This window comes from Massilia sp. Soil_C_3 (assembly GCF_057657035.1).
In genome coordinates, this window is record NZ_JBDGJG010000002.1 from 54,144 (window position 1) to 76,573 (window position 22,430).

A 22,430-nucleotide genomic window follows, 5' to 3' on the forward strand; every position below is an offset into this window, starting at 1 on the left:
CCTGCGCCGCCCCCTTCCTACCGATCCAATGCGCTTATCGATACCAAAAACGGTATCGATGTCGCCAAAAATGTGATTGGAAAGTTATCTGGCTGATCTTTACCATTACTCTCAGTAATCAGGAGACAAGGGCCAGGGCTCGACGCCTCGCCCAGTAAAGAATCGACAGGAGAACTGCATGTCCGGGGAAAAGAAAAAGACGCCGCTGCGCTCGGCGGCGTGGTTCGGCACGCAAGACAAGAACGGCTTCATGTACCGCAGCTGGATGAAGAACCAGGGCATTCCCGACCACGAATTCCAGGGTAAACCAATCATCGGCATCTGCAATACCTGGTCCGAACTCACTCCCTGCAACGCCCATTTCCGCAAGCTGGCCGAACACGTCAAGCGCGGCATCCTGGAAGCCGGCGGCTTCCCGGTCGAATTCCCCGTGTTCTCGAACGGCGAATCGAATCTGCGGCCGACCGCCATGCTGACCCGTAACCTGGCGTCGATGGACGTCGAGGAGTCCATCCGCGGCAATCCGATGGACGCCGTGGTGCTGCTGGTCGGCTGCGACAAGACCACGCCGGCCCTGCTCATGGGCGCGGCCAGCGTCGACCTGCCCACCATCGTCGTCACCGGCGGCCCGATGCTCAACGGTAAACTGAACGGCAAGGACATCGGGTCGGGCACCGCCGTCTGGCAGCTGCACGAGCAAGCCAAGGCCGGCGCCATCACGATGCACGAATTCCTGTCGGCCGAAGCGGGGCACTCGCGCTCGGCCGGCACCTGCAACACCATGGGCACGGCATCCACGATGGCCTGCATGGCCGAGGCGCTAGGCACGTCGCTGCCGCACAATGCAGCCATTCCCGCCGTGGACGCGCGGCGCTACGTGCTGGCCCATATGTCGGGCATCCGCATCGTCGAGATGGTGCACGAAGACCTGCGCATCTCGAAGATCCTCAAGCGCGAGAATTTCGAAAATGCGATTCGCGTGAACGCGGCGATCGGCGGTTCGACCAATGCCGTGATCCACCTGAAGGCGATCGCCGGCCGCGTCGGCGTGCCGCTCGAACTCGAGGACTGGACCCGGATCGGCAAGGGCACCCCGACCGTGGTCGACCTGCTGCCGTCGGGCCGCTACCTGATGGAAGAGTTCTACTACGCCGGCGGCCTGCCGGCGGTGATCCGGCGCCTGGGCGAGGGCGGCCTGATTCCGAACAAGGATGCATTGACGGTCAATGGCAAGTCGCTGTGGGAGAACTGCGTCGATGCGCCGATCTACAACGACGAGGTGGTCCGCCAGCTGGACAATCCGCTGATCGCGGACGGCGGCATCTGCATCTTGCGCGGCAACCTGGCGCCGCGCGGCGCGGTGCTGAAACCGTCGGCGGCATCGCCGCACCTGATGCGGCATCGCGGCCGCGCGGTAGTGTTCGAGGACTTCGACCACTACAAGGAGCGCATCCTCGATCCCGACCTGGACGTGGACGAGAACTGCGTGCTGCTGATGAAGAACTGCGGACCGAAGGGCTATCCCGGCATGGCCGAAGTGGGCAATATGGGCCTGCCGCCCAAGCTGCTGGCCAAGGGCATCACCGACATGGTGCGCATCTCGGATGCGCGCATGAGCGGCACGGCCTACGGCACCGTGGTGCTGCACGTGGCGCCGGAGGCGATGGACGGCGGTCCGCTGGGCATCGTGCAGGATGGCGACATGATCCAGCTCGACTGCCATGCGGGCCTGCTCAATGTGGAGTTGAGCGATGAGCAGATCCGCGCGCGGCTGGCGGATCGGGCCGAGAATGCCGCGCCCGTGCAGCATAGCGGTTACCAGCGGCTGTACCTGGACCATGTGATGCAGGCCGATGATGGGTGCGATTTCGATTTCCTGGTCGGGTGCCGCGGCTCGGCGGTGCCCAAGCATTCGCACTGAGTCGATGGGAAGCGTTCCATCACAAAAAATATAGGAGACCCGAACCATGCTGCTCGTCCAATTTCTGACCGAATCGAATGAACGCCGCGTCGGCATCCTGAACGACGCCACCATCCGCATCATCGACGGTTACGCCACCACCCTGGACCTGGCGCGCGCCGCGATCGCGCAAGGCCAGGGCCTGGCAGCACTCGCCGACGCGGCGGCCGGCGCCAGCCACGCCAACTACGACGACCTCGCCCGCGCCGGCCGCATCCTGCCCCCGGTCGACCATCCCGACCCCGCCCACTGCTACGTTACAGGCACCGGCCTGACCCACCTGGGCAGCGCCGACACGCGCGACAGCATGCACAAGAAGATTGGCGGCGACATGGAGGCCCTGAGCGACAGCATGAAGATGTTCCGCCTGGGCGTCGAAGGCGGCAAGCCGGCGCCCGGCACGCCCGGCGTGCAGCCGGAGTGGTTCTACAAGGGCGACGGCTCGATCCTGCGCGCCAGCGGCCAGGACCTCGACATGCCGGCCTTCTCGCTCGACGGCGGCGAAGAGCCGGAAATCGCCGGCCTGTACCTGATCGGCGACGACGGCCAGCCCTGGCGCCTGGGCTATGCGATCGGCAACGAGTTCTCGGACCACGTCACCGAACGCCAGAACTACCTCTACCTGGCGCACTCGAAGCTGCGCAACTGCGGTGTCGGCCCCGCGCTGCTGGTCGGCGAGCTGCCGGCCCATGTGGCGGGCGTGTCGCGCGTTATCGGCGTCGATGGCCAGGTGCGCTGGGAGAAGGCCTTCGTCAGTGGCGAGCAGAATATGTCGCACACGCTGGAAAACCTCGAGTATCACCACTTCAAGTATGGCCTGTTCAAGCGCCCCGGCGACGTGCACGTCCACTTCTTCGGCACCGCAACCCTGAGCTTCGCCGACGGCGTGCAGGTCAGGGCGGGGGAGATATTCGAGGTCGAATCGCCGGCCTTCGGCCCGGCCCTGCGCAACCGCCTGGCCGTGCATGACGCCCCGTACGTGAAGGTCAAGCGCCTTTGATGCCGCAAGCTGGCCCGCAGAGGCCTCGGCACGATAACAAGAGATGGAGACAAGCATGGAACAGATGGGGAACTACCCCAGCCTGCGGGGCAAGCGGGTGTTCGTGACGGGAGGCGGCACCGGCATCGGGGAGGCGATCGTGCAGGCCTTCGTCGAGCAGGGCGCCGTGGTTGCATTCGTCGACATCGCGCAGCAAGCCAGCGAGGCGCTGTGCGCGCGGCTGGCTGATGCCCCGGTTTACCGCTACTGCGACATCACCGACATCCCGGCGCTGCAGCGCACGATGGCGGAACTGGCCGCGCAGCTGGGCGACTTCGACGTCCTGGTCAACAATGCGGCGAACGACCAGCGCCACGACATCCAGGACGTCTCGCTCGACTACTGGAACGAACGCATCGCCATCAACCAGCGTCCGATGTTCTTCACCTGCCAGGCGGTCCTGCCGGGGATGAAGAAGAAGGGCGGCGGCTCCATCATCAATTTCAGCTCGATGTCGTGGCACGCCAAGGGCGCCGGGTACCCGGTCTACGCCACCACCAAGTCGGCCGTGATCGGCCTCACGCGCAGCCTGGCGCGCGATCTGGGGCCGTTCGGCGTGCGGGTCAACACGGTCACGCCGGGCTGGGTCATGACCCAGCGCCAGGTCGACCTGTGGGTCGACGCGGCGGCCGAGGTCGAGATCAAGAAGGCGCAGTGCCTGCCGGGCAAGCTGATGCCCGACGACGTCGCGCGCATGGTGCTGTTCCTCGGCGCCGACGACAGCAGGATGTGCACGGCGCAGGATTTTGTCGTGGACGCTGGTTGGACCTGATCTTTCGGTAGCACACGCGCGGGACTTCGCTCGGTCGGCGTCCCCGTCTACACAAAACAACGTCATTCCCGCGCAGGCGGGAATCCAAGTATTGCCGGCCAATCGTGCAGCCTTGGGTACCCGCCTCCGCGGGTACGACGTACTGGAGCTTGCCATGACTGCATACCGCTTCACCGCTCTGCTTGTCGTTGGAACCTTCTGCGCACATGCGCACGCCGCACCTCTCACCAGCCCCGACCGCCACATCGCGGTCGACGTCACCGTATCCCCGACGGGCGCATTGAGCTATGCCGTCACCCGCGACGGCAAGCCCGTCATCCTGCCATCGAGCCTCGGCATCGCAGTGCAAGGCTCCGACCTGACCCAGGGCCTGACGCTGGCGGCCAGCTCCCCGGTCAAGTCGATCGAAGACCGCTACGAACTTGCCACCGCCAAGAAGCGTCACATCGCCTACCGCGCCAACGAACAGACCCACACCGTGCGCAACGTCCATGGCCAGGCGATGGATGTGACCTTCCGCGTCTCGAACGACGGCGTCGCCTTCCGCTACCGCGTCCCGGGCAAGAACCTGAAATTCGTTCATGAGACCACCGGCTTCGCCTTCGACAAGTCGACGAAAGCCTGGCTGCAGCCGATGGCGGTCGCCCAGACTGGCTGGTCGAACACCAATCCCTCCTACGAAGAACACTACCAGCGCGAGATCCCGGTCGGCACCCCGTCGACCCTGGGCGCCGGCTGGGTGTTCCCGGCGCTGTTCCGCACCGGCGAGACCTGGGTTGCGCTCACGGAGGCGAACCTGGATGGCAGCTTCCACGCCTCGCGCCTGCACACCGATTCGCGCGGCGGCGTCTATCGCCTCGATGTCCCGGTGGCGCCGGAGGTGTTTACCAACGGCGCGCTGCTGGCCGAGTCAAAAGGCGATCTGGTCACGCCGTGGCGCGTCGTCGCACTGGGCAGCCTGCGCACGCTGGTCGAATCGACCCTCGGGACCGATCTCGCGGCGCCCGCGATCGCCTTCGACAAGGCCAGGATCCAGCCTGGCCATGCATCCTGGAGCTGGGCACTGCTCAAGGACGACGGCACTTATATCGACACCCAGAAGCGCTTCGTCGATTACGCGGCCGACATGCGGTGGGACTACACGCTGGTAGATGCCGACTGGGACCGCAAGATCGGTGTCAAACGCTTACGCGAGCTGGTGGACTATGCGGCCGCGAAGAAGATCGGCATCCTGGTCTGGTACAACTCGTCCGGCGCCTGGAACAAGACGCCGTACAGCCCGAAGGGCGCGCTGCTCACCCGCGCAGCGCGCGTGCGCGAGTTCGCACGGCTGCGCGACATGGGCGTCAAGGGCGTCAAGGTCGACTTCTTCGCCGGCGACGGCAAGTCGATGATCGCCTATTACGTCGACATGCTCCAGGACGCGGCCGATGCCGGCCTCTTGGTGAACTTTCACGGCGCTACCTTGCCGCGCGGCTGGTCGCGCACCTTCCCGAACCTGATGACGGTGGAGGCGGTGAAGGGCTTCGAGTTCACCACCTTCGACCAGAAGGACCAGGATGCGATGCCGCCGCACGCCGCCATGCTGCCGTTTTCCCGCAACCTGTTCGACCCGATGGACTACACGCCACTGGTGTTCGGCGACATCCCCAAGATCAAGCGCGTCACGCGCAACGGCTTCGAGCTGGCCGAGGCGGTGCTGTTCCTGTCCGGGATCCAGCACTTCGCCGAACGGCCCGAAGGCATGGCCGGCGTTCCCGCGTATGTAAAGAACCTGCTGCGCGACCTGCCGCGCAGCTGGGACGACGTGCGCTTCATCGACGGCTACCCGGGCCGCCATGCGGTCATCGCGAGAAAGAGCGGCGACAGCTGGTATGTGGCCGGATTCAATGCCGACACTGAAGCGCGCAGCGTCGACCTCGACCTCTCGTTCATCGAGGGGCGCAGCGGAATCTTGACCACCGACGGCGATGGCGAACGCGCATTCAGCCAGGCCCCGATCAGGGCCGGCAAGACCAGCATCAGCATCAAACCGCGCGGCGGCTTCGTCGCGGTATTCAAATAAGACCCACTATAAAACCAGGAGACGTCAGTGAAAGCACTCAAGCCCATCATCTTCGCATGCAGCCTCGCCGCCTTGCCGGCCCTTGCCTTCGCCCAGGTGAGCGTGTCGGTCGACACCACCAAGCCGGGCCCGGTCATCAACAAGAACGTGTACGGCCAGTTCGCCGAACACCTCGGCACCGGCATCTACGAGGGCATGTGGGTGGGGCCGGATTCCAGGATCCCGAATACCCGCGGCTGGCGTAACGACGTGGTCGGCGCGCTGAAGGAACTGAAGGTGCCGCTGGTGCGCTGGCCGGGCGGCTGCTTCGCCGACGAGTACCACTGGCGCGACGGCATCGGCGCGCGCAACAAACGTCCGGTCAAGGTCAATACCCACTGGGGCGGCGTGGCCGAGGACAATGCGGTGGGCACCCATGAGTTCTTCGACCTGGTCGAGCTGCTGGGCACCGAAGCCTACGTCAACGGCAATCTCGGTTCCGGCACCCCGCAAGAGATGGCCGAATGGCTCGAGTATATGACTTCGGACACCAAGTCGTCGCTGGCCGAACTGCGGCGCAAGAACGGCCGCAAGGAGCCGTACAAGGTCGCCTATTTCGGCATCGGTAACGAGGCCTGGGGCTGCGGCGGCAATATGAAGCCGGAATATTACGCCCACCTGTACAACCACTACGCTACCTTCCTGAAGACGCCGCCGGGCGCGCGGCCGAAGATCGTCGCCAGCGGCGGCAACGACAACGACACCAGGTGGACCGAGGTATTGAGCAAGGAAGCCGCGCGCGGCACCGACGGCATCAGCTACCACTACTACACCTTGCCGACCGGCGTATGGGACAAGAAGGGCGCCGCGACCGGCTTCCCGGAATCGGAATGGTTCTCGACCATCCAGCAGACCCTGCGCATCGACCAGCAGATCAAGCAGAACATCGCCATCCTCGACAAGAACGATCCGCAGAAGAAGATCGGCTTCTATGTCGACGAGTGGGGCACCTGGTATGACGTGGAGTCGGGCACCAATCCGGGCTTCCTGTTCCAGCGAAACACGATCCGCGATGCGGTCGTGGCGGCGCTCAACTTCAACATCTTCCACGAGTACGCCGAGCGTGTGCGCATGACGAATATCGCGCAGATGGTCAATGTGCTGCAGGCGATGATCATCACCGACAAGGACAAGATGCTGCTCACGCCGACCTACCACGCCTACAAGATGTACATCCCGTTCCAGGACGCGACCAAGCTGCCGGTGGCGGTCGACAATGACGTGGCCTATTCGAGCAATGGCAAGGCGGTGCCGGGCATCAGCGCCACCGCGGCGCGCGGCAAGGACGGCAAGGTCTACCTCGCCCTGGTCAACACGCACCCGACCCGCGCCAGCGATGTGGCGCTCAATGTGGCCGGCCTGAACGTGGGCAGTGTCTCGGGCCAGGTGCTGACGGCCGAGAAGATGGATGCCCACAACACCTTCGAGCAGCCGCAGGCGGTCAAGCCGGTAGCGTTCAGCGCAAAGGCGGTCGACGGCAAGCTGACGATCAAGGTGCCGGCCAAGGCCGTGATGGTCTTCGCCGTCGAGGCGTGAGGTGAAGGCCGCGCGCGCAATCGCGGCTGTAGCGATGGCGGTATTTGCTTCACTGGCCGCGCTGACCGGTGCGGCCCACGCCGCCCAGGTCGGCGTGCACGATCCGGTAATGGCAAAGCAGGGCGATCGTTACTACCTGTTCAGCACCGGCCCCGGCATCACGTTCTACAGCTCGAGCGACATGAAGACCTGGAAGCCGGAAGGGCGTGTGTTCCCGGATGGCCCGGCGTGGGCGACCAAAGCCGCACCGAGCTTCAACGGTCATATCTGGGCGCCCGACATCTATCACCATGGCGACAAGTACTATCTGTACTATTCGGTGTCAGGCTTCGGCAAGAACACCTCGGCCATCGGCGTGACCGTCAACAGCACGCTGGACCCGCGTTCGCCGGCCTACAAGTGGGAAGACCAGGGACTGGTGGTGCAATCAGTGCCGGGCCGCGACCTGTGGAATGCGATCGACTCGCACGTGATCGACGACGACAAGGGCACGCCGTGGATGTCGTTCGGCTCGTTCTGGGGCGGGCTCAAACTGGTGAAGCTCGACACCAGCCGCACCCGCCTGGCCGAGCCGCAGGAATGGCACACGATCGCGCGCCGCGAGCGTCCGGCCTTCACGCCCGACGAAGAAGCCGCGCCGGCGCAGATCGAGGCGCCGTTCATCTTTCCGAGGAATGGCTGGTATTACCTGTTCGCGTCGTGGGACCTGTGCTGCAAGGGCAAGGACAGCACCTATAAGGTGGTGGTGGGGCGGTCGAAGCGCGTCACCGGCCCCTACCTCGACCGCAATGGCGTCGACATGGCCAGTGGCGGCGGCTCGCTCGTGATCCAGGGCGACGGCGACTGGCAGGCGCTCGGCCACAACAGCGCCTATACCTTCGACGGCAAGGACTATATGGTGCTGCACGCCTACGAGACCGCCGACAAGTACCGGCAAAAGCTGAAGGTGCTCGACATGACATGGGATGGCGACGGCTGGCCCGTGCTCGACCAGAAAGACCTGAATCGCTACCAGAGCGTCCTCCAGAAATGAAAATCCCTATCGCAGCCTTGACCCTGATGCTCGCCGGCGCCTGGGCGCAGGCGGCCGAGCTGTTTCCGCTGTCCGCCGTGCGCTTGCAAGCGGGCCCCTTCCTCGACGCCCAGACCACCAACCTGAACTACCTGATGGCGATGGAGCCCGACCGCCTGCTGGCGCCATTCCTGCGCGAAGCCGGCCTGCAGCCGCGCCAGTCCAGCTACGGCAACTGGGAGTCGACCGGCCTCGATGGCCACATGGGCGGCCACTACCTGTCGGCGCTGGCGCTCATGCACGCCTCGACCGGCGACCAGGAAGCCCTGCGCCGCCTGAACTACTTCGTGGCCGAGCTCAAACGCGCGCAGCAGGCCAATGGCGACGGCTATATCGGCGGCATCCCCGGCGGACGCCAGGCCTGGGGCGACATCGCGGCCGGCAAGCTGGAAGCCGACAACTTCTCGGTCAACGGCAAGTGGGTGCCCTGGTATAACCTGCACAAGGTGTATGCGGGCCTGCGCGACGCCTACCGTTACGCCGGCAATGAGGATGCGAAGACCATGCTGGTGCAGTTGTCCGACTGGGCGCTGGCCTTGAGCTCGAAGCTGTCGCCCGCGCAGATGCAGACCATGCTGCGCAGCGAGCATGGCGGCATGAACGAGGTGTTCGTCGACGTGGCCGAGATGACGGGCGAGCGCAAATACCTCGACCTGGCGCTGGCCTTCTCGCACCAGGCTGTGTTGCAGCCGCTGGCGAGAAAGCAGGACCAGCTGACCGGCCTGCACGCGAATACCCAGATCCCGAAGGTGATCGGCTTCCAGCGCATCGCCGACATGACGGGACGGCAGGATATGGGAGAGGCGGCCCGCTTCTTCTGGCAGACCGTGGTCGACAAGCGCACGGTGGCCATCGGCGGCAACAGCGTCAAGGAGCACTTCCACAGCACCGACGACTTCGAGCCCATGGTGCACGAGGTCGAAGGCCCGGAGACCTGCAACACCTACAACATGCTGAAGCTGACCGGGATGCTGTTCCGGTCGGAGCAGAAGGGCAGCTACGGGGATTACTACGAGCGCGCGCTGTACAACCACATCCTGTCGTCGCAGCGGCCGGAAGGCGGCTTCGTCTACTTCACGCCGATGCGGCCGAACCACTATCGCGTGTATTCGCAGGTCGACAAGGGCATGTGGTGCTGCGTCGGCTCGGGCATCGAGAGCCACGCCAAATACGGTGAGTTCATCTACGCGCACGACAAGGACACGCTGTTCGTCAATCTGTTCGTCGCCTCCACCCTGGACTGGAAGGAGAAAGGCGTCAGGATCGTCCAGGCCACGACGTTCCCGGATGCCGACACGACGCGCCTGACGGTCGAGGGCCAGGGCCGGTTCGCGATGAAGATCCGCTACCCGGCCTGGGTAGCGCCGGGCCGCATGGAGGTGAAGGTCAATGGCACGGCGATGAAGATCGACGCCCGGCCGGGCAGCTATGCGGCGATCGAACGCGCCTGGCGCAAGGGCGACCGGGTCGACGTGCGACTGCCGATGACCACCCACCTTGAACAAATGCCGGGCAAGTCGAATTACTACGCCGTGCTGCATGGGCCGGTCGTGCTGGCGGCGCGCACGCGCATGTTCGGCGACGACAAGCTCAATTACCTGGCCGACGAGTCTCGCATGGGCCATATTGCCGCGGGGCCGACCTGCCCGTTGGAGGCGGCTCCAATGTTCGTCAGCGATTCGACCGATTTCATTGCCCGCTTCAAGCCGGTGGCCGGCAAGCCGCTGACCTTCACAGCGCCGGGGCTGGTGCATGGCGCGGATGGGCCGCGCACCGAGTTCATTCCCTTCTTCCGCCTGCATGAATCGCGTTACACGATGTACTGGCAGCATGCGACGCCGGGCGGACTGAAGGCGCAGCAGGCCGCGAACGCTGCGCGCGAGGGGGACCGGATCGCGCTCAACGCCAGAACCATCGACCAGGTGGCGCCGGGCGAGCAGCAACCGGAGGCGGATCACTTCTTCAAGGGCGAGGGCAGTGAGGCCGGGATCGACGATGGCCGGCACTGGCGGCATGCGAGCAGGTGGTTCAGCTATGAGCTGAACGATCCGAAGGGCGAGGCCAGCGTGTTGCGACTGGCGTTTTCCAGGGAGGATGCGGGGCGGCGGTTCGATGTGCTGCTCAACGAGCATCTGTTGGCGAGCGTCACCCTGACGGCGGATGCAAAAGAGCAGATCTACACCGTGGATTATCCGATTCCTGCGTCGATGCGCCAGGCCGCCCGGGGCAAGCTGAGCGTGCGCTTCGTCGCCAGGCCGGGTTCGGTGACCGGCCGGCTGTATGGATTACGCTTGCTGCGCTAGGCGGCAGCTACAGCATCCGCACCCAGTTGCCCTTGTAGAGGATCGGCCCGGTTGGCCCGTCCGGGTTCGGCGAGCCGCCGCGCGGTTCCAGTGACACGGCGAGCAGCGCTACGTCGTCGCCGATCGCTGTCCGGTTCAATTCGAGTTCGATCACGCCGCGATCGGACAGCACGCCGAGCGAACGCGGATTGCCTTGCTTCGGCACTGCCCAGAGCTGCAGGCTGCGGTCGGCGGCGACCGGGCCCGGCTCGACCAGGCGCACGGTCAATACCTGGCGGCGACTGTCGCCGGTCAGCAGCAGCGCGGTGCGGGCCTTGTCGTCCTGGAGCGTGGCGAGGTAGTCCACCCGTGGGCGGTCCAGCAGCGACGAACCGAGCACGCCCACCAGAAGCAACGCGCAGGCCATCGAGGCCAGCCCGAGCGTGCGCCAGAAGACCAGCGATTCGCTCCGCCAGAATTGCCATGCGGAATGGCGGCGCCGCAATCCGAGCCGCCGTTCGATGGCCAGCCAGACCCGCTCGGGCGCGGGCTGCGGGGGCGAGAGCTCCGCCATCGGCGCCAGACGCTCTTCCCATTCGTGCACGAGACGGCGCAACGCCGCGTCGTCGCGCAGATGGGTCTCGAAGCGGCGCCGCGCGCCGCCCTTGAGCGTGCCCAGGACGTATTCGGCGGCCAGTTTATCGCACAGGGCAGGATGGTCGCGCAGCTTCATGGCCGATCCCCTTTCGCCAGGCAGGCCTTGAGACGTTCCAGGCTGCGCCGGATCCAGGTCTTGACGGTGCCGATGGGGATGGCCATCTGTCGCGCTACCTCGCTGTGCGACAGGTCATGGAAGAATGCCAGTCCGACGACTTGCCGGTGCTCACCCTCGAGCGTCGACAGGCAGTAGGCCAGCGCCTTGGCGTCGCGGCTGATGAGCAGCGCATCGATCGGCGTCGCGCGCGGATCGTGCAGCGCGGCCATCACGCGCTCGTCGAATACCGGACCGTCGATACCGGCGTCGTGCGCATGCCTGCGCAGCAGGTCGAGCGCCTTGTTGCGCACGATGGTCGTCATCCACGTCATGGGTGCGGCCAGGTGTGCCTGATAACTGGCGGCGCCGTGCCAGATCGCGACGAAACCATCCTGCAGGGCTTCCTCCGCCAGTTCCCGCTTTCCCAGTATACGCAGTGCGAAGCCAAACAGTTTTGGCGACGTGGCGTCATAGAGCAGGCGAAACGCGGGCCCGTCGTGCCGCGCTGCCGCTTGCAGCCAGGCCTTCAGCTGTTCGGGATCGATCGGGTGGAAGTCTGGCACCGGGCACCTTGGCGTTAGCGCGTGGGAAAGAAATCTGCTTTTTTCGACAATATCACGCGATATCGCCGAGCACGCGCACGCGAGCGGCCGCGCGCGTCGTCAAATAATTGAAACCGAACGCAGCCAGCGCGAGTACAAGCTGCATGCGCCGTGTCGTCGATTTCGAGCAGATTTCCTGATTGAAATTCTTAAGCATGCGCTGGCGAAGTTTCTTGATTGCTATTCCAACAGGAGAACTACCATGACAGACACGAATGTGACCTTGGCACTACTCGAATCACGCAAGCAGAAGCTCGAAAAACGGCGTTCCTTCTTCAAGAACGTCGGCGGCATCAGCGTCGGCATGGTGGGCGGCACCTTCCTGAGCGCCTGTGGCGGCTCGGTAAAGAACGCCATCGCCCAGGCCGCCGCGCCGACCGACGTTGATATCCTCAATTTCGCGCTCAATCTGGAGTACCTGGAAGCACAGTTCTATTCTTATGCGGCGCTGGGCATCGGCCTTCCAGCCAATCTGCTGACCGGCGCCGGTACGCAGGGCGCCGTGACCGGCGGCCGCCAAGTGCAGTTCAAGGATCCGCTGGTGGCCCAGTATGCGAAGGAAATCGCGCAGGACGAGATCGCCCACGTCGCCTTCCTGCGCGGCGCGCTCGGCGCGGCGGCGGTGGCCCAGCCGGCGCTGGACATCGGCGGCACCGATCCGAACGGCGCGTTCTCGAGCGCGGCGCGCGCCGCCGGCCTGGTCGGCCCGGGCGTCGCTTTCGACCCGTATGCCAGCGACGAAAACTTCCTGCTCGGCGCCTTCATCTTCGAAGACGTCGGCGTGACCGCCTACAAGGGCGCTTCGCCGCTCATCCAGAACAAGACCTTCCTCGAGGCGGCAGCCGGCATCCTGGCGGCCGAAGCCTATCACGCGGGGCTGGTGCGCACGGTGCTTTACTCGAAGGGATTGAGCACGCCGTCGCTGCGCACCGCGGCCGGTGCGATCTCGGATGCGCGCGACAGCCTCGATGGGACGAGCGATGTGGACCAGGGCATCGTCCACGCGTCGGATGCGACCGTGTCGAACATCGTACCGCTGGACAAGGACGGCATTGCCTTCAGCCGCACGCCGGGCGATGTGCTCAATATCGTTTATCTGACCAGGGAGTCGGTCACCATGGGCGGGTTCTTCCCGCGCGGGGCGAATGGGGTGCTGAATATGAGCTCTGCATATTCCTGAGCCGTGACCGGAGGACCTGCCTGCCGGTCCAGGGGGCAGGTCACGATCGATATTCAAAAACATATCGCAACTCTCAAAAAATTGATTGGATCAGTATCTCGCTTTGGCCTAGGATTGCAGAACAACAATACCGGAGACAAAGTGATGAGACTCACCCGCAGGAATTTCCTGGGCGTCGCCGTTGCCGCGCCTGTGGCCGCAACCGTTGTGCCGCTGAACCCGGCCTTCGCCGCCAAACCCCTCACCATCGGCTTTTCGCAAGTCGGCGCCGAAAGCGAATGGCGCACCGCCAACACCGCCTCGATCAAGGACGCCGCCAAAAAGGCCGGCGTCAACCTCAAGTTCGCCGACGCCCAGCAGCGCCAGGAAAACCAGGTCAAGGCGATCCGCTCCTTCATCGCCCAGCGGGTCGACGTCATCGCCTTCTCCCCGGTCGTGGAATCGGGCTGGGATACCGTGCTGCGCGAAGCCAAGCGCGCCAATATTCCCGTCATCCTGACCGACCGCGGCGTCAAGGTCAGCGACGAGTCGCTGTACGTCACCTTCCTCGGTTCCGACTTCGTGGAAGAGGGCCGCCGCGCCGCGCGCTGGCTGGTCGAACACGCGAAGAAGAACCCAAACCGCACCTACAACATCGTCGAGCTGCAGGGCACCGTGGGCTCGGCCCCGGCCATCGACCGCAAGGCCGGCTTCGCGGAAATCATGAAGACGGAGCCGCGACTGAAGATCATCCGCTCCCAGACCGGCGACTTCACCCGCGCCAAGGGCAAGGAGGTGATGGAAGCCTTCCTCAAGTCCGAGGGCAAGAACATCACCGTGCTATACGCGCATAACGACGATATGGCGATCGGCGCCATCCAGGCGATCGAGGAGGCGGGCATCAAGCCGGGCAAGGACATCCTGGTCGTGTCGATCGACGGTGTGCGCGGCGCGTTCGAGGCCATGTTGCAGGGCAAGCTGAACGTGACGGTCGAGTGTAATCCGCTGCTCGGCCCGCAGCTGATGGAAGCGGCCAAGGCGGCCAAGGCCGGCAAGCCGCTGCCGAAGCGCATCGTGGTGCAAGAAAGCGTCTTCCCGGCCGAAGTCGCAGCCAAGGAATTCCCGAACCGTAAGTATTGAGGCGGCCATGCTCGCCTCGACCACGGCGCTGCCGGTGCTCGACGTCACCGGCATCCACAAAGAATTCCCGGGCGTGAAAGCGCTGTCGGATGCGGGCCTGCGCCTGTATCCGGGCGAAGTCCATACCCTGATGGGCCAGAACGGGGCCGGCAAATCCACCCTGATCAAAGTGCTGACGGGCGTCTACCAGCCCGAGCGCGGCAGCATCGTGCTGGATGGCGAGCACGTAGCGCCACGCTCGACCCAGCACGCCCAGGAGCTCGGCATCAGCACGGTGTACCAGGAAGTGAACCTGTGCCCGAACCTGTCGGTCGCCGAGAACATCTTCATCGGCCGCTATCCACGGCGCTTCGGCATGATCGACTGGCGCAGGATGCGTCGCGACGCCGCCGAGCTGCTCGCACGCCTGCAGGTCAATATCGATGTCAGCCAGCCGCTGGCCAGCTATCCGCTGGCGATCCAGCAGATGGTGGCCATCGCCCGCGCGCTGAACATCTCGGCCAAGGTGCTGATCCTCGACGAACCCACGTCCAGCCTCGACGAGGCCGAGGTGCAGCTGCTGTTCTCGGTGTTGAAGAACCTGCGCGCGCAGGGCATGGCGATCCTGTTCGTCACCCACTTCCTCGAGCAGACCTATGCCATCTCGGACCGCATCACGGTGATGCGCAACGGCGAGCGCGAAGGTGAGTACCTGTGCAGCGAGCTGTCGCGCCTGGCCCTGGTGAACAAGATGATCGGCGTGGCCGCCGACACCCGGGAGCAGCCGCAGACCTGCATCGAAGAAGGCCACCAGGCCGGCCCGATCCTGCTGCAAACGAAAGAACTCGCGCGCCGCGGCGTGCTGGCGCCGCTCGACCTGACCATCAAACAGGGCGAGTTTCTGGGCCTTGCCGGCCTGCTGGGTTCCGGCCGCACCGAGACCGCGCGTCTGCTGTTCGGCGCCGATAAAGCCGACGATGGCGCGATCGAGATCGGTGGCCGTTCAACTACCTTTGCCACGCCGCGCGATGCGATTCGCGAGGGCATCGGCTTCTGCTCCGAAGACCGCAAGCACGAGGGCGCGATCCTGGACCTGTCGGTGCGCGAGAACCTGATCCTGGCCCTGCAGGCGCGCCAGGGATTGCTGCGCGCGATCCCGCTGCGGCGCCAGCAGGAGCTGGCCGACTACTACGTCAAACAACTGGGGATCAAGACGGCGAGTATCGAGACGCCGATCGGCACGCTCTCGGGCGGCAACCAGCAAAAAGTGCTGCTGGCGCGCTGGCTGGCCACCGAGCCCAAGCTGATGATCCTCGACGAACCCACGCGCGGCATCGACGTGCGGGCCAAGCAGGAAATCATGGACTACGTCACCACGCTGTGCCGCAAGGGCATGGCCATCCTGTTCATCTCGTCCGAACTGCCCGAGGTGCTGCGCGTCTCCGACCGCATCGTCGTCATGCGCGACCGCAAGGCATGCGGCGAGTACCGCCGCGGTGAGCTGGACGACAGCTCGGTGCTGCACGTGATCGCGGGGGAGGGCTGCCAATGATCGTCAAGGAACAACCGCCCGTGGCAGCGACGACGCCGGCCGGGAAGCCAAATGCGCCCGTACCCGTCTCGCTGCCAGCGCGCATGACAGGGCACCACCTGTTCCGCCCCCTGGCCGCGCTGGCCGCGCTGCTGCTGATCGACTTCCTGCTGATTCCCGGCTTCTTCCGCCTGGAGATCAAGGACGGCCACCTGTACGGCTCCCTGGTCGACATCGTCAACCGCGCCGCGCCGCTGATGCTGGCGGCGATCGGCATGACCTTGGTGATCGCCACGCGCGGCATCGACATCTCGGTCGGCGCGGTAGTGGCCTTGTCCGGCACCGTGGCCTCGATGTTGATCGGCGGGACGATGGTGATCCAGGACGGCGTGCCGGTCTACGTGGCCGAAACGCCGATGCTGCTCGCGATGGCCGCCGCGCTTGGCGCGGCGCTGCTGTGCGGCCTGTGGAACGGCCTGCTCGTCGCCGGCCTGGGCCTGCAGCCCATCGTCGCGACCCTGATCCTGATGGTCGCGGGGCGCGGCCTGGCCCAGCTGCTCACCGACGGCCAGATCGTCACCGTCTACTATCAGCCGTTCTTCTTCCTCGGCAGCGGCTACCTGTTCGGCCTGCCGTTCGCGCTGTTCGTGGTGGCGGCTGTATTCGGCGTCACCGCGCTGCTGCTGCGCCATACCGCGCTGGGGCTGTTCATCCAGGCTGTTGGGGTGAATCCTGTCGCCGCGCGCCTGGCCGGCATTCGCACCGCGGCCCTGATCGTATTCGTCTACGTGTTCGCGGCGTGCTGCGCCGGCATGGCGGGACTGATGATCAGCTCCAACGTCAAGAGCGCGGACGCCAACAACGCCGGGCTGATGCTGGAACTCGATGCGATCCTGGCCGTGACCCTGGGCGGCACCTCGCTCGCCGGCGGCAAGTTCAGCCTGGCCGGCTCCATCATCGGTGCGCTGATCATCCAGTCGCTTACCTACACCATCTATTCGTTGGGCGTGCCGCCCGAGGTCAATATGGTCGTCAAGTCGGTCGTCGTGTTCCTGGTTTGTGTTTCGCAGTCAGACCAGTTCAAGAGCCTGTGGAAGCGGAGGGCGGCATGAACGCGGTCGTCGCGCACGCACGTAAGCTGTCAGGCGCGCCGTCCTTTACCTCGCTGGTCACGGTGGTCCTGCTGGCCGCGATGCTGCTGGTCGGCGGCGCCCTGTACGAAGGTTTCCTGTCGCTGCAGGTGATGCTCAACCTCCTGATCGACAACGCCTTCCTCCTCGTGATCGCGATCGGCATGGGCTTCGTGATCCTGTCGGGCGGGATCGACCTGTCGGTCGGCGCCGTGCTGGCGCTGTCGACCATGATCGCAGCCTGGCTGCTGCAGGTGGCGCATTGGCCGCCGCTGGCGGTGATCGCAACCGTGCTGGCGCTGGGTTTCCTGTTCGGCGGCGGCATGGGGGCGGTGATTCATTACTTCCGCCTGCAGCCCTTCATCGTCACCCTGGCCGGCATGTTCCTGGCGCGCGGCTTGTGCTATCTGATCAGCATCGAGTCGATCACGATCGAGGATCCGCTGTTCGTGGCGATGTCGCAGACGCAGATCCCGTTCTTCGGCGGTTTTCTCTCGCCCGGCGCCCTGATCGCGCTCACCATGCTGGCCTCTGCGGTCTGGCTCGCCCACTACAGCGGCTTCGGGCGCGCCGTGTATGCGATCGGCGGCAATGAGCAGTCGGCCGCGATGATGGGCCTGTCGGTCGGCCGCACCAAGATCCTGGTGTATGCCTTCAGCGGCTTCTGCGCCTCGCTGGCGGGCCTGCTGTTCGCGTTCTACATGCTGTCCGGCTACGGCCTGCATGCGCAGGGCACGGAACTCGATGCGATCGCCGCCGTCGTCATCGGCGGCACCTTGCTCACGGGCGGCTACGGCTACATTCTCGGGGCGCTGTCCGGCGTGCTGGTGCTGGGCACGATCCAGACCCTGATCGCCTTCGACGGCACGCTCAGTTCGTGGTGGACCAAAATCGTGATCGGCGGCCTGCTGTTCGTGTTTTGCGTGGTGCAGCGCGTGATGGCCTTCAAATCAAAATAAGACACTCGGAGACACGATGTTCAAGCACACCATCCTCGCCGCCGGCCTGTGCGCGGCAGCCTGCGCGCAGGCGAGCAACCCGATCGTGAAGGACATCTTCACCGCCGATCCCGCGGCGCTGGTCGATAACGGCCGCGTCTACGTCTACGTCGGCAAGGACGAAGCACCGGTCGGCGGCAAGGACTATGTGATGAACGAGTGGCGCGTGTATTCGAGCTGCGACATGAAGCGCTGGCTTGATCACGGTTCGCCGCTGCGCTACTCGACCTTCAAGTGGGCCGGGCGCGACGCCTGGGCCTCGGACATCGTCAAGCGGGACGGCAAATATTACTTTTATTCGACCGTCGATCACGCCACCATTCCCGGCAAGGCGATCGGCGTCGCCGTCTCCGATAGTCCGACCGGTCCTTTCGTGGATGCCCTCGGCAAGGCGCTGGTCTCGAACGACATGACGAAAGAGACGAAGATCCTGTGGGACGACATCGACCCGGCCGTGTTCATCGACGACGATGGACAGGCCTATCTGTACTGGGGCAACACGGTCATGAAGTATGCGAAGCTCAAGGCCAGTATGATCGAAATCGACGGCCCGATCCATACCGTCGGCCTGGAGCACTTCGTCGAGGCGGCCTACCTGCACAAGCACAAGGGCACCTATTACCTGACCTACTCGCGCCACTTCCCGGAAGAGACGGTGTACATGACCGGCCCCACGGCCACCGGGCCCTGGACCATGGGCGGGGTGATCATGGAAAAGAACACCAACGTCAACACCATCCACCAGGGCATCGTCGCGTTCAACGGCAAATCCTATATCTTCTACCACAACGGCAAGCTGCCCACGGGCGGCGAATACCGGCGCTCGGTCGCGCTCGAGGAGCTGCGCTACGGCCCGGACGGCGCCATCCTGCCCGTGCCCCAGACGGCCGAGGGTCCGGCCGCGAATCCTGCGCCGGGCTGCAAGTGAGCGCCGCCTCCCATGAATCCCCGCCGGGCCGGTATCCGCTGATATGATTTCCTGATGGATACGACAAACCCGAACTGGTTCCTGAAGGCGCGTCTCAAGACGCGCCAGCTGCTGCTGCTGATCGCGCTGGACGATTACCGCAACATCCACCGCGCGGCCGAGGAGCTGCACATGACGCAACCGGCGGCGTCCAAGCAGGTCAAGGACCTGGAAGAGATGCTCGACGTGCGCCTGTTCGAGCGCCTGCCGCGCGGGATGGAGCCGACCATCTACGGCGAGACCATGATCCGCCACGCGCGCATGGCGCTGACCAGCCTGGCGCTGGCGCACGACGACATCGTCGCGCTCAAGGCCGGGCTGGCGGGGCAGGTCGAGGTGGGCGTGATCATGGCGCCGGCGATGGCGCTGCTGCCGCGCGCGATCGCGCGCATCAAGGAGCAGGCGCCATTGCTGCGCATCGGCGTGCAGCTCGAATCCAGTAATGTATTGCTCGATAAGCTCAAGCACGGCACCCTCGACTTCATGATCGGCCGCATCCTGGACAAGGAGGATTCGACTGGCCTGATCTACGAGGAGCTGAGCGAGGAGCCGGCCTGCGCCGTCGTCCGGCCCGGCCATCCGCTGCTGGAGCGGCGCGGCCTGACCCTCGAGGACATCGCCGCCCGGCCGTGGATCCTGCCGTCGCCGGGCAGCATCCTGCGCCACCGCTTCGACATGATGTTCCGGCGCGCCGGCCTGGCGCCGCCTGGCAACGTGGTCGACACCACGGCGATCCTGCTGGTGACGGCGCTGCTGCAGCAGACCGACGCCCTGCACGTGATGCCGCAGGAGGTGGCGCAGTACTACGCCTCGCTGAACGTGATGCGCATCCTGCCGATCGAGCTGCCGTGCAAGATGGATGCCTTCGGCATCATCCGCCAGCAAGACCACCTGTTGTCGCCGGGCGCCGACCTGCTGCTGAAGGCGGTACGGGCCGCCGCCGCCGAAATCTATTGAATTGTGTCATCGACACAACCACCAAAAGTCACAGATGTGTAACGGGCGCAGCCCAATCAATTTGCTCTATATAATCCCCAGCAATAAGAAAATGTTGGCGGCGGGGCAATAAGAACGCGAGGGGAGACGTTCCAGTGTATTAAGCCCGGCCGGCTTTGCAAGAACCATACTGGGCAATCCTGATGAGCAATCTGAGCAGTTTCCCGCCGGCGGCCGTCGGCGGCCTGGCGCTGGGAGAGCCAGACACTTGGCCCGAGGGCTTGCGCGCCATTGGCGACCTGATCCTGGCCTCGCGCTTCCCGATGTTCCTGGCCATCGGCCACAACTTGCGCCTGTTCTATAACGACGCCTATTCCGACCTGCTCGGCGACAAGCACCCGGCAGCCCGCGGCGCGCCGTATGCGAGCGTGCGCCCCGAGCTGTGGGAGCGCTTGCGTCCCTATTTCGAACGCGTGCTGGCCGGCGAAGCGACCCAGCTCCAGCACGCCCTGATGGAATTCGAGCGCAACGGCAAGCGCGAGCGGCGGTTCTTTTCCGTCTCGCTGTCGCCGGTGCGCCATGCGGGGCAGGTGGCCGGCGTCTATTGCGTGCTCACCGAAACCACGTCGGACGTGCTGTCCGAGCACCGCCATGCCTTCCACCAGAAGCTGGGCGAGACCCTCGACGGCCTGGACGACGCGGTCAACATCATGAAGGCCACCAGCGCCATGACCGGGAAGACCCTGGGCGTGGCGCGCGTCGGCTATGGCGAGATCGATCCTGCCGGCCACACCGTCAGCATCGACCGCGACTGGACCGAGGGCCGCATGGCCAGCCTGGCCGGGATGTCGCATGCCCTGGATAATTTTGGTCCCGAGGTCGCCGACATGCTGCGCCAGGGCCGCACCGTGCGCATCGACGACGTCCGGACCGATGCGCGCTCGGCGCCGAGCGCCGCGGCCTATGCCGGCATCGGCGCGCGCGCGGTGGTGATCGTGCCGATCATCGAAGAGGCGCGCCTGTCGGCCGTGTTCTACCTGCACGAGCCGTTCGCGCGTCACTGGACCGAACAAGAAACAGCGATGGCCGAGGACGTGGCGCGCCACACGCGCGAGGTGGTGCGCCGCTCCCGCCTCGAGGCAACCCTGCGCGATGCGGCGCTGGAGCGCGACGCGCTGCTGCAGAGCGAGCGCCTGGCTCGGGTGCAGGCCGAGCGCCTCAGCCACACCAAGGACGAATTCCTGGCCATGCTGGCGCACGAGCTGCGCAATCCGCTGGCGCCGATCAGCAGCTCGGCCAGCCTGCTGAGCATGCAGTTCGCCACCGAACCGCGCATCTGCCAGACCAGTTCCATCATCAGCCGCCAGGTCAAGCACATGAGCCGCCTGATCGACGACCTGCTGGACGTCTCGCGCGTGACGCGCGGCCTGGTCAAGCTCAAGCTGGCGACGGTCGACTTCCGCGAGGTGGTGACCGGGGCGCTCGACCAGACCCGCCCGCTGGTGCTGGAGAAATCGCACCAGGTGCGGGTGGAGCTGCCCGATGCGCCGGTCTGGGTGCGTGGCGACCAGACGCGCCTGGTGCAGAGCGTGGCCAATATCGTCAACAACGCCGCCAAGTACACGCCGAAAGGCGGCCAGCTCACGCTCGCGCTCGAGGCGGTCGATGGCCGCATGGTCTTGCGCGTGCGCGACAACGGGTCCGGCATGCCGCCCGACCTGGTGCCGAGCGTGTTTGACCTGTTCACTCAGGGCGCGCGCACGCTGGCGCGCTCGCAGGGCGGGCTGGGGCTGGGCCTGACCCTGGTCAAGCGCCTGGTCGACCTGCATGAAGGCGAGGTGGCGGCGCACAGCGAAGGCGTGGGCTTCGGCAGCACCTTCACGCTGACCTTGCCCTGCGTGGCGGGCGCCTGCAACGGCAGTGACGCGCAGCCGGGCGATCCGGAAGCCGCGCGCGCCGTCCTGCAGCGCAAGCTGCGGGTGCTGATCGTGGACGACAACAGCGACGCCGCCGACAGCCTGTCCACCCTGCTGCAGGTGCAGGGCCATGCCACCTCGGTCGAATACGACGCCCAGTCGGCCCTGCGCCGCGCGCGCGCCGAGCGGCCCGACGTGATGCTGATCGATATCGGCCTGCCCGATGTCGACGGCTACCAGCTGGCCCAGGAGCTGCGGTCGCTGCCCGAGACGGCGGCCACGGTGCCGGTCGCGGTGACCGGCTACGGCCAGGCCAAGGACCGCGAACGGGCGCTGCAGGCGGGCTTTGCCCACCACCTGGTCAAGCCGGTCGACATGACGGCGCTGGCGCGGATCCTCGAGTCGAGTGCGGCCCTCGCGGCGGTGGCGGAGGCAGAGGCGGAGGCAGATGTGGCCCGCGCGACCCCCAAGCCGGCGTCGGCGTCCGAATCCGAAGAGGCGATGGCGCCGGCCTGAATCGATCGTCGGACCACGGCCGTCCGTGGCGGGAGTA

Annotated in this window: 17 protein-coding genes; 15 read left to right on the forward strand and 2 right to left on the reverse strand. The window is 65.5% G+C overall.

Annotated elements, in window-relative coordinates; genetic code table 11:
• Window positions 1–178: 178 nt before the first annotated feature.
• The 7 genes from AC3A6F_RS03145 (at window position 179) to AC3A6F_RS03175 (ending at window position 10,786) form a co-directional block, all read left to right on the forward strand.
• Window positions 179–1,921 carry an IlvD/Edd family dehydratase gene (locus AC3A6F_RS03145; RefSeq protein ID WP_487678522.1) on the forward strand — a complete coding sequence of 581 codons (1,743 nt, stop codon included), beginning with the start codon at window positions 179–181 and terminating at the stop codon, window positions 1,919–1,921.
• Between the two features lie 46 nt (window positions 1,922–1,967).
• Entirely contained in the window at window positions 1,968–2,960 is a 993-nt protein-coding gene (gene araD1 / locus AC3A6F_RS03150; RefSeq protein WP_487678523.1) for an AraD1 family protein, read from the forward strand.
• 55 nt (window positions 2,961–3,015) lie between these two features.
• Entirely contained in the window at window positions 3,016–3,771 is a 756-nt protein-coding gene (locus AC3A6F_RS03155) for an SDR family NAD(P)-dependent oxidoreductase (protein ID WP_487678524.1), read from the forward strand.
• Window positions 3,772–3,925: 154 nt separating this feature from the next.
• Window positions 3,926–5,836, forward strand: a complete 1,911-nt coding sequence (locus AC3A6F_RS03160) for a glycoside hydrolase family 97 protein (protein WP_487678525.1) — start codon at window positions 3,926–3,928, stop codon at window positions 5,834–5,836.
• A 27-nt stretch (window positions 5,837–5,863) separates the two neighbouring features.
• Complete coding sequence (locus AC3A6F_RS03165) at window positions 5,864–7,411, forward strand: alpha-N-arabinofuranosidase (RefSeq protein WP_487678526.1); 1,548 nt, start codon at window positions 5,864–5,866, stop codon at window positions 7,409–7,411.
• 34 nt (window positions 7,412–7,445) lie between these two features.
• The gene (locus AC3A6F_RS03170; protein ID WP_487678527.1) at window positions 7,446–8,444 is read left to right on the forward strand and encodes a family 43 glycosylhydrolase; all 999 of its coding nucleotides are present in this window, start codon (window positions 7,446–7,448) and stop codon (window positions 8,442–8,444) included.
• Complete coding sequence (locus tag AC3A6F_RS03175) at window positions 8,441–10,786, forward strand: beta-L-arabinofuranosidase domain-containing protein (RefSeq protein WP_487678529.1); 2,346 nt, start codon at window positions 8,441–8,443, stop codon at window positions 10,784–10,786. The genes AC3A6F_RS03170 and AC3A6F_RS03175 overlap by 4 nt, the downstream gene beginning before the upstream one ends.
• Before the next feature lie 7 nt (window positions 10,787–10,793).
• On the opposite strand, the gene AC3A6F_RS03180 is transcribed toward AC3A6F_RS03175, so the two are convergent.
• A complete protein-coding gene (locus AC3A6F_RS03180) occupies window positions 10,794–11,498 on the reverse strand; it encodes an anti-sigma factor (protein WP_487678530.1) in 705 nt (234 codons plus the stop codon).
• Window positions 11,495–12,082: a sigma-70 family RNA polymerase sigma factor gene (locus tag AC3A6F_RS03185; protein WP_487678531.1), complete on the reverse strand. Its 588-nt coding sequence runs from the start codon at window positions 12,080–12,082 to the stop codon at window positions 11,495–11,497. The genes AC3A6F_RS03180 and AC3A6F_RS03185 overlap by 4 nt, the downstream gene beginning before the upstream one ends.
• Before the next feature lie 241 nt (window positions 12,083–12,323).
• On the opposite strand from AC3A6F_RS03185, the gene AC3A6F_RS03190 reads away from it, so the two are divergent.
• The 8 genes from AC3A6F_RS03190 (at window position 12,324) to AC3A6F_RS03225 (ending at window position 22,393) form a co-directional block, all read left to right on the forward strand.
• Window positions 12,324–13,301: a ferritin-like domain-containing protein gene (locus AC3A6F_RS03190; protein WP_487678532.1), complete on the forward strand. Its 978-nt coding sequence runs from the start codon at window positions 12,324–12,326 to the stop codon at window positions 13,299–13,301.
• 144 nt (window positions 13,302–13,445) lie between these two features.
• Window positions 13,446–14,420 carry an ABC transporter substrate-binding protein gene (locus AC3A6F_RS03195; RefSeq protein WP_487678533.1) on the forward strand — a complete coding sequence of 325 codons (975 nt, stop codon included), beginning with the start codon at window positions 13,446–13,448 and terminating at the stop codon, window positions 14,418–14,420.
• A gap of 7 nt (window positions 14,421–14,427) precedes the next feature.
• Complete coding sequence (locus AC3A6F_RS03200; protein ID WP_487678534.1) at window positions 14,428–15,951, forward strand: sugar ABC transporter ATP-binding protein; 1,524 nt, start codon at window positions 14,428–14,430, stop codon at window positions 15,949–15,951.
• Window positions 15,952–16,034: 83 nt separating this feature from the next.
• Window positions 16,035–17,042, forward strand: coding sequence for an ABC transporter permease (locus AC3A6F_RS03205; protein ID WP_487678980.1), 1,008 nt, complete (start codon window positions 16,035–16,037; stop codon window positions 17,040–17,042).
• A complete protein-coding gene (yjfF, locus tag AC3A6F_RS03210; RefSeq protein ID WP_487678535.1) occupies window positions 17,039–18,019 on the forward strand; it encodes a galactofuranose ABC transporter, permease protein YjfF in 981 nt (326 codons plus the stop codon). The genes AC3A6F_RS03205 and yjfF overlap by 4 nt, the downstream gene beginning before the upstream one ends.
• A 16-nt stretch (window positions 18,020–18,035) precedes the next feature.
• Window positions 18,036–18,986 (forward strand): glycoside hydrolase family 43 protein, encoded by a 951-nt coding sequence (locus tag AC3A6F_RS03215; RefSeq protein ID WP_487678536.1) that lies wholly within the window; start codon window positions 18,036–18,038, stop codon window positions 18,984–18,986.
• A 54-nt stretch (window positions 18,987–19,040) separates the two neighbouring features.
• On the forward strand, window positions 19,041–19,982 hold the full coding sequence (locus tag AC3A6F_RS03220; protein ID WP_487678537.1) for a LysR family transcriptional regulator: 942 nt from the start codon (window positions 19,041–19,043) through the stop codon (window positions 19,980–19,982).
• 182 nt (window positions 19,983–20,164) lie between these two features.
• Window positions 20,165–22,393, forward strand: a complete 2,229-nt coding sequence (locus tag AC3A6F_RS03225; RefSeq protein ID WP_487678538.1) for a hybrid sensor histidine kinase/response regulator — start codon at window positions 20,165–20,167, stop codon at window positions 22,391–22,393.
• The last annotated feature ends 37 nt before the right edge of the window (window positions 22,394–22,430 follow it).

Excerpts from the sequence above, each read along its gene's own strand:
- AC3A6F_RS03145 (WP_487678522.1), top strand. The coding sequence starts at position 179 with ATGTCCGGGGAAAAGAAAAAGACGCCGCTGCGCTCGGCGGCGTGGTTC.
- araD1 (WP_487678523.1), top strand. The coding sequence starts at position 1,968 with ATGCTGCTCGTCCAATTTCTGACCGAATCGAATGAACGCCGCGTCGGC.
- AC3A6F_RS03155 (WP_487678524.1), top strand. The coding sequence starts at position 3,016 with ATGGAACAGATGGGGAACTACCCCAGCCTGCGGGGCAAGCGGGTGTTC.
- AC3A6F_RS03160 (WP_487678525.1), top strand. The coding sequence starts at position 3,926 with ATGACTGCATACCGCTTCACCGCTCTGCTTGTCGTTGGAACCTTCTGC.
- AC3A6F_RS03170 (WP_487678527.1), top strand. The coding sequence starts at position 7,446 with ATGGCGGTATTTGCTTCACTGGCCGCGCTGACCGGTGCGGCCCACGCC.
- AC3A6F_RS03175 (WP_487678529.1), top strand. The coding sequence starts at position 8,441 with ATGAAAATCCCTATCGCAGCCTTGACCCTGATGCTCGCCGGCGCCTGG.
- AC3A6F_RS03180 (WP_487678530.1), bottom strand. The coding sequence starts at position 11,498 with ATGAAGCTGCGCGACCATCCTGCCCTGTGCGATAAACTGGCCGCCGAA.
- AC3A6F_RS03190 (WP_487678532.1), top strand. The coding sequence starts at position 12,324 with ATGACAGACACGAATGTGACCTTGGCACTACTCGAATCACGCAAGCAG.
- AC3A6F_RS03195 (WP_487678533.1), top strand. The coding sequence starts at position 13,446 with ATGAGACTCACCCGCAGGAATTTCCTGGGCGTCGCCGTTGCCGCGCCT.
- AC3A6F_RS03200 (WP_487678534.1), top strand. The coding sequence starts at position 14,428 with ATGCTCGCCTCGACCACGGCGCTGCCGGTGCTCGACGTCACCGGCATC.
- AC3A6F_RS03205 (WP_487678980.1), top strand. The coding sequence starts at position 16,035 with ATGACAGGGCACCACCTGTTCCGCCCCCTGGCCGCGCTGGCCGCGCTG.
- yjfF (WP_487678535.1), top strand. The coding sequence starts at position 17,039 with ATGAACGCGGTCGTCGCGCACGCACGTAAGCTGTCAGGCGCGCCGTCC.
- AC3A6F_RS03215 (WP_487678536.1), top strand. The coding sequence starts at position 18,036 with ATGTTCAAGCACACCATCCTCGCCGCCGGCCTGTGCGCGGCAGCCTGC.
- AC3A6F_RS03220 (WP_487678537.1), top strand. The coding sequence starts at position 19,041 with ATGGATACGACAAACCCGAACTGGTTCCTGAAGGCGCGTCTCAAGACG.
- AC3A6F_RS03225 (WP_487678538.1), top strand. The coding sequence starts at position 20,165 with ATGAGCAATCTGAGCAGTTTCCCGCCGGCGGCCGTCGGCGGCCTGGCG.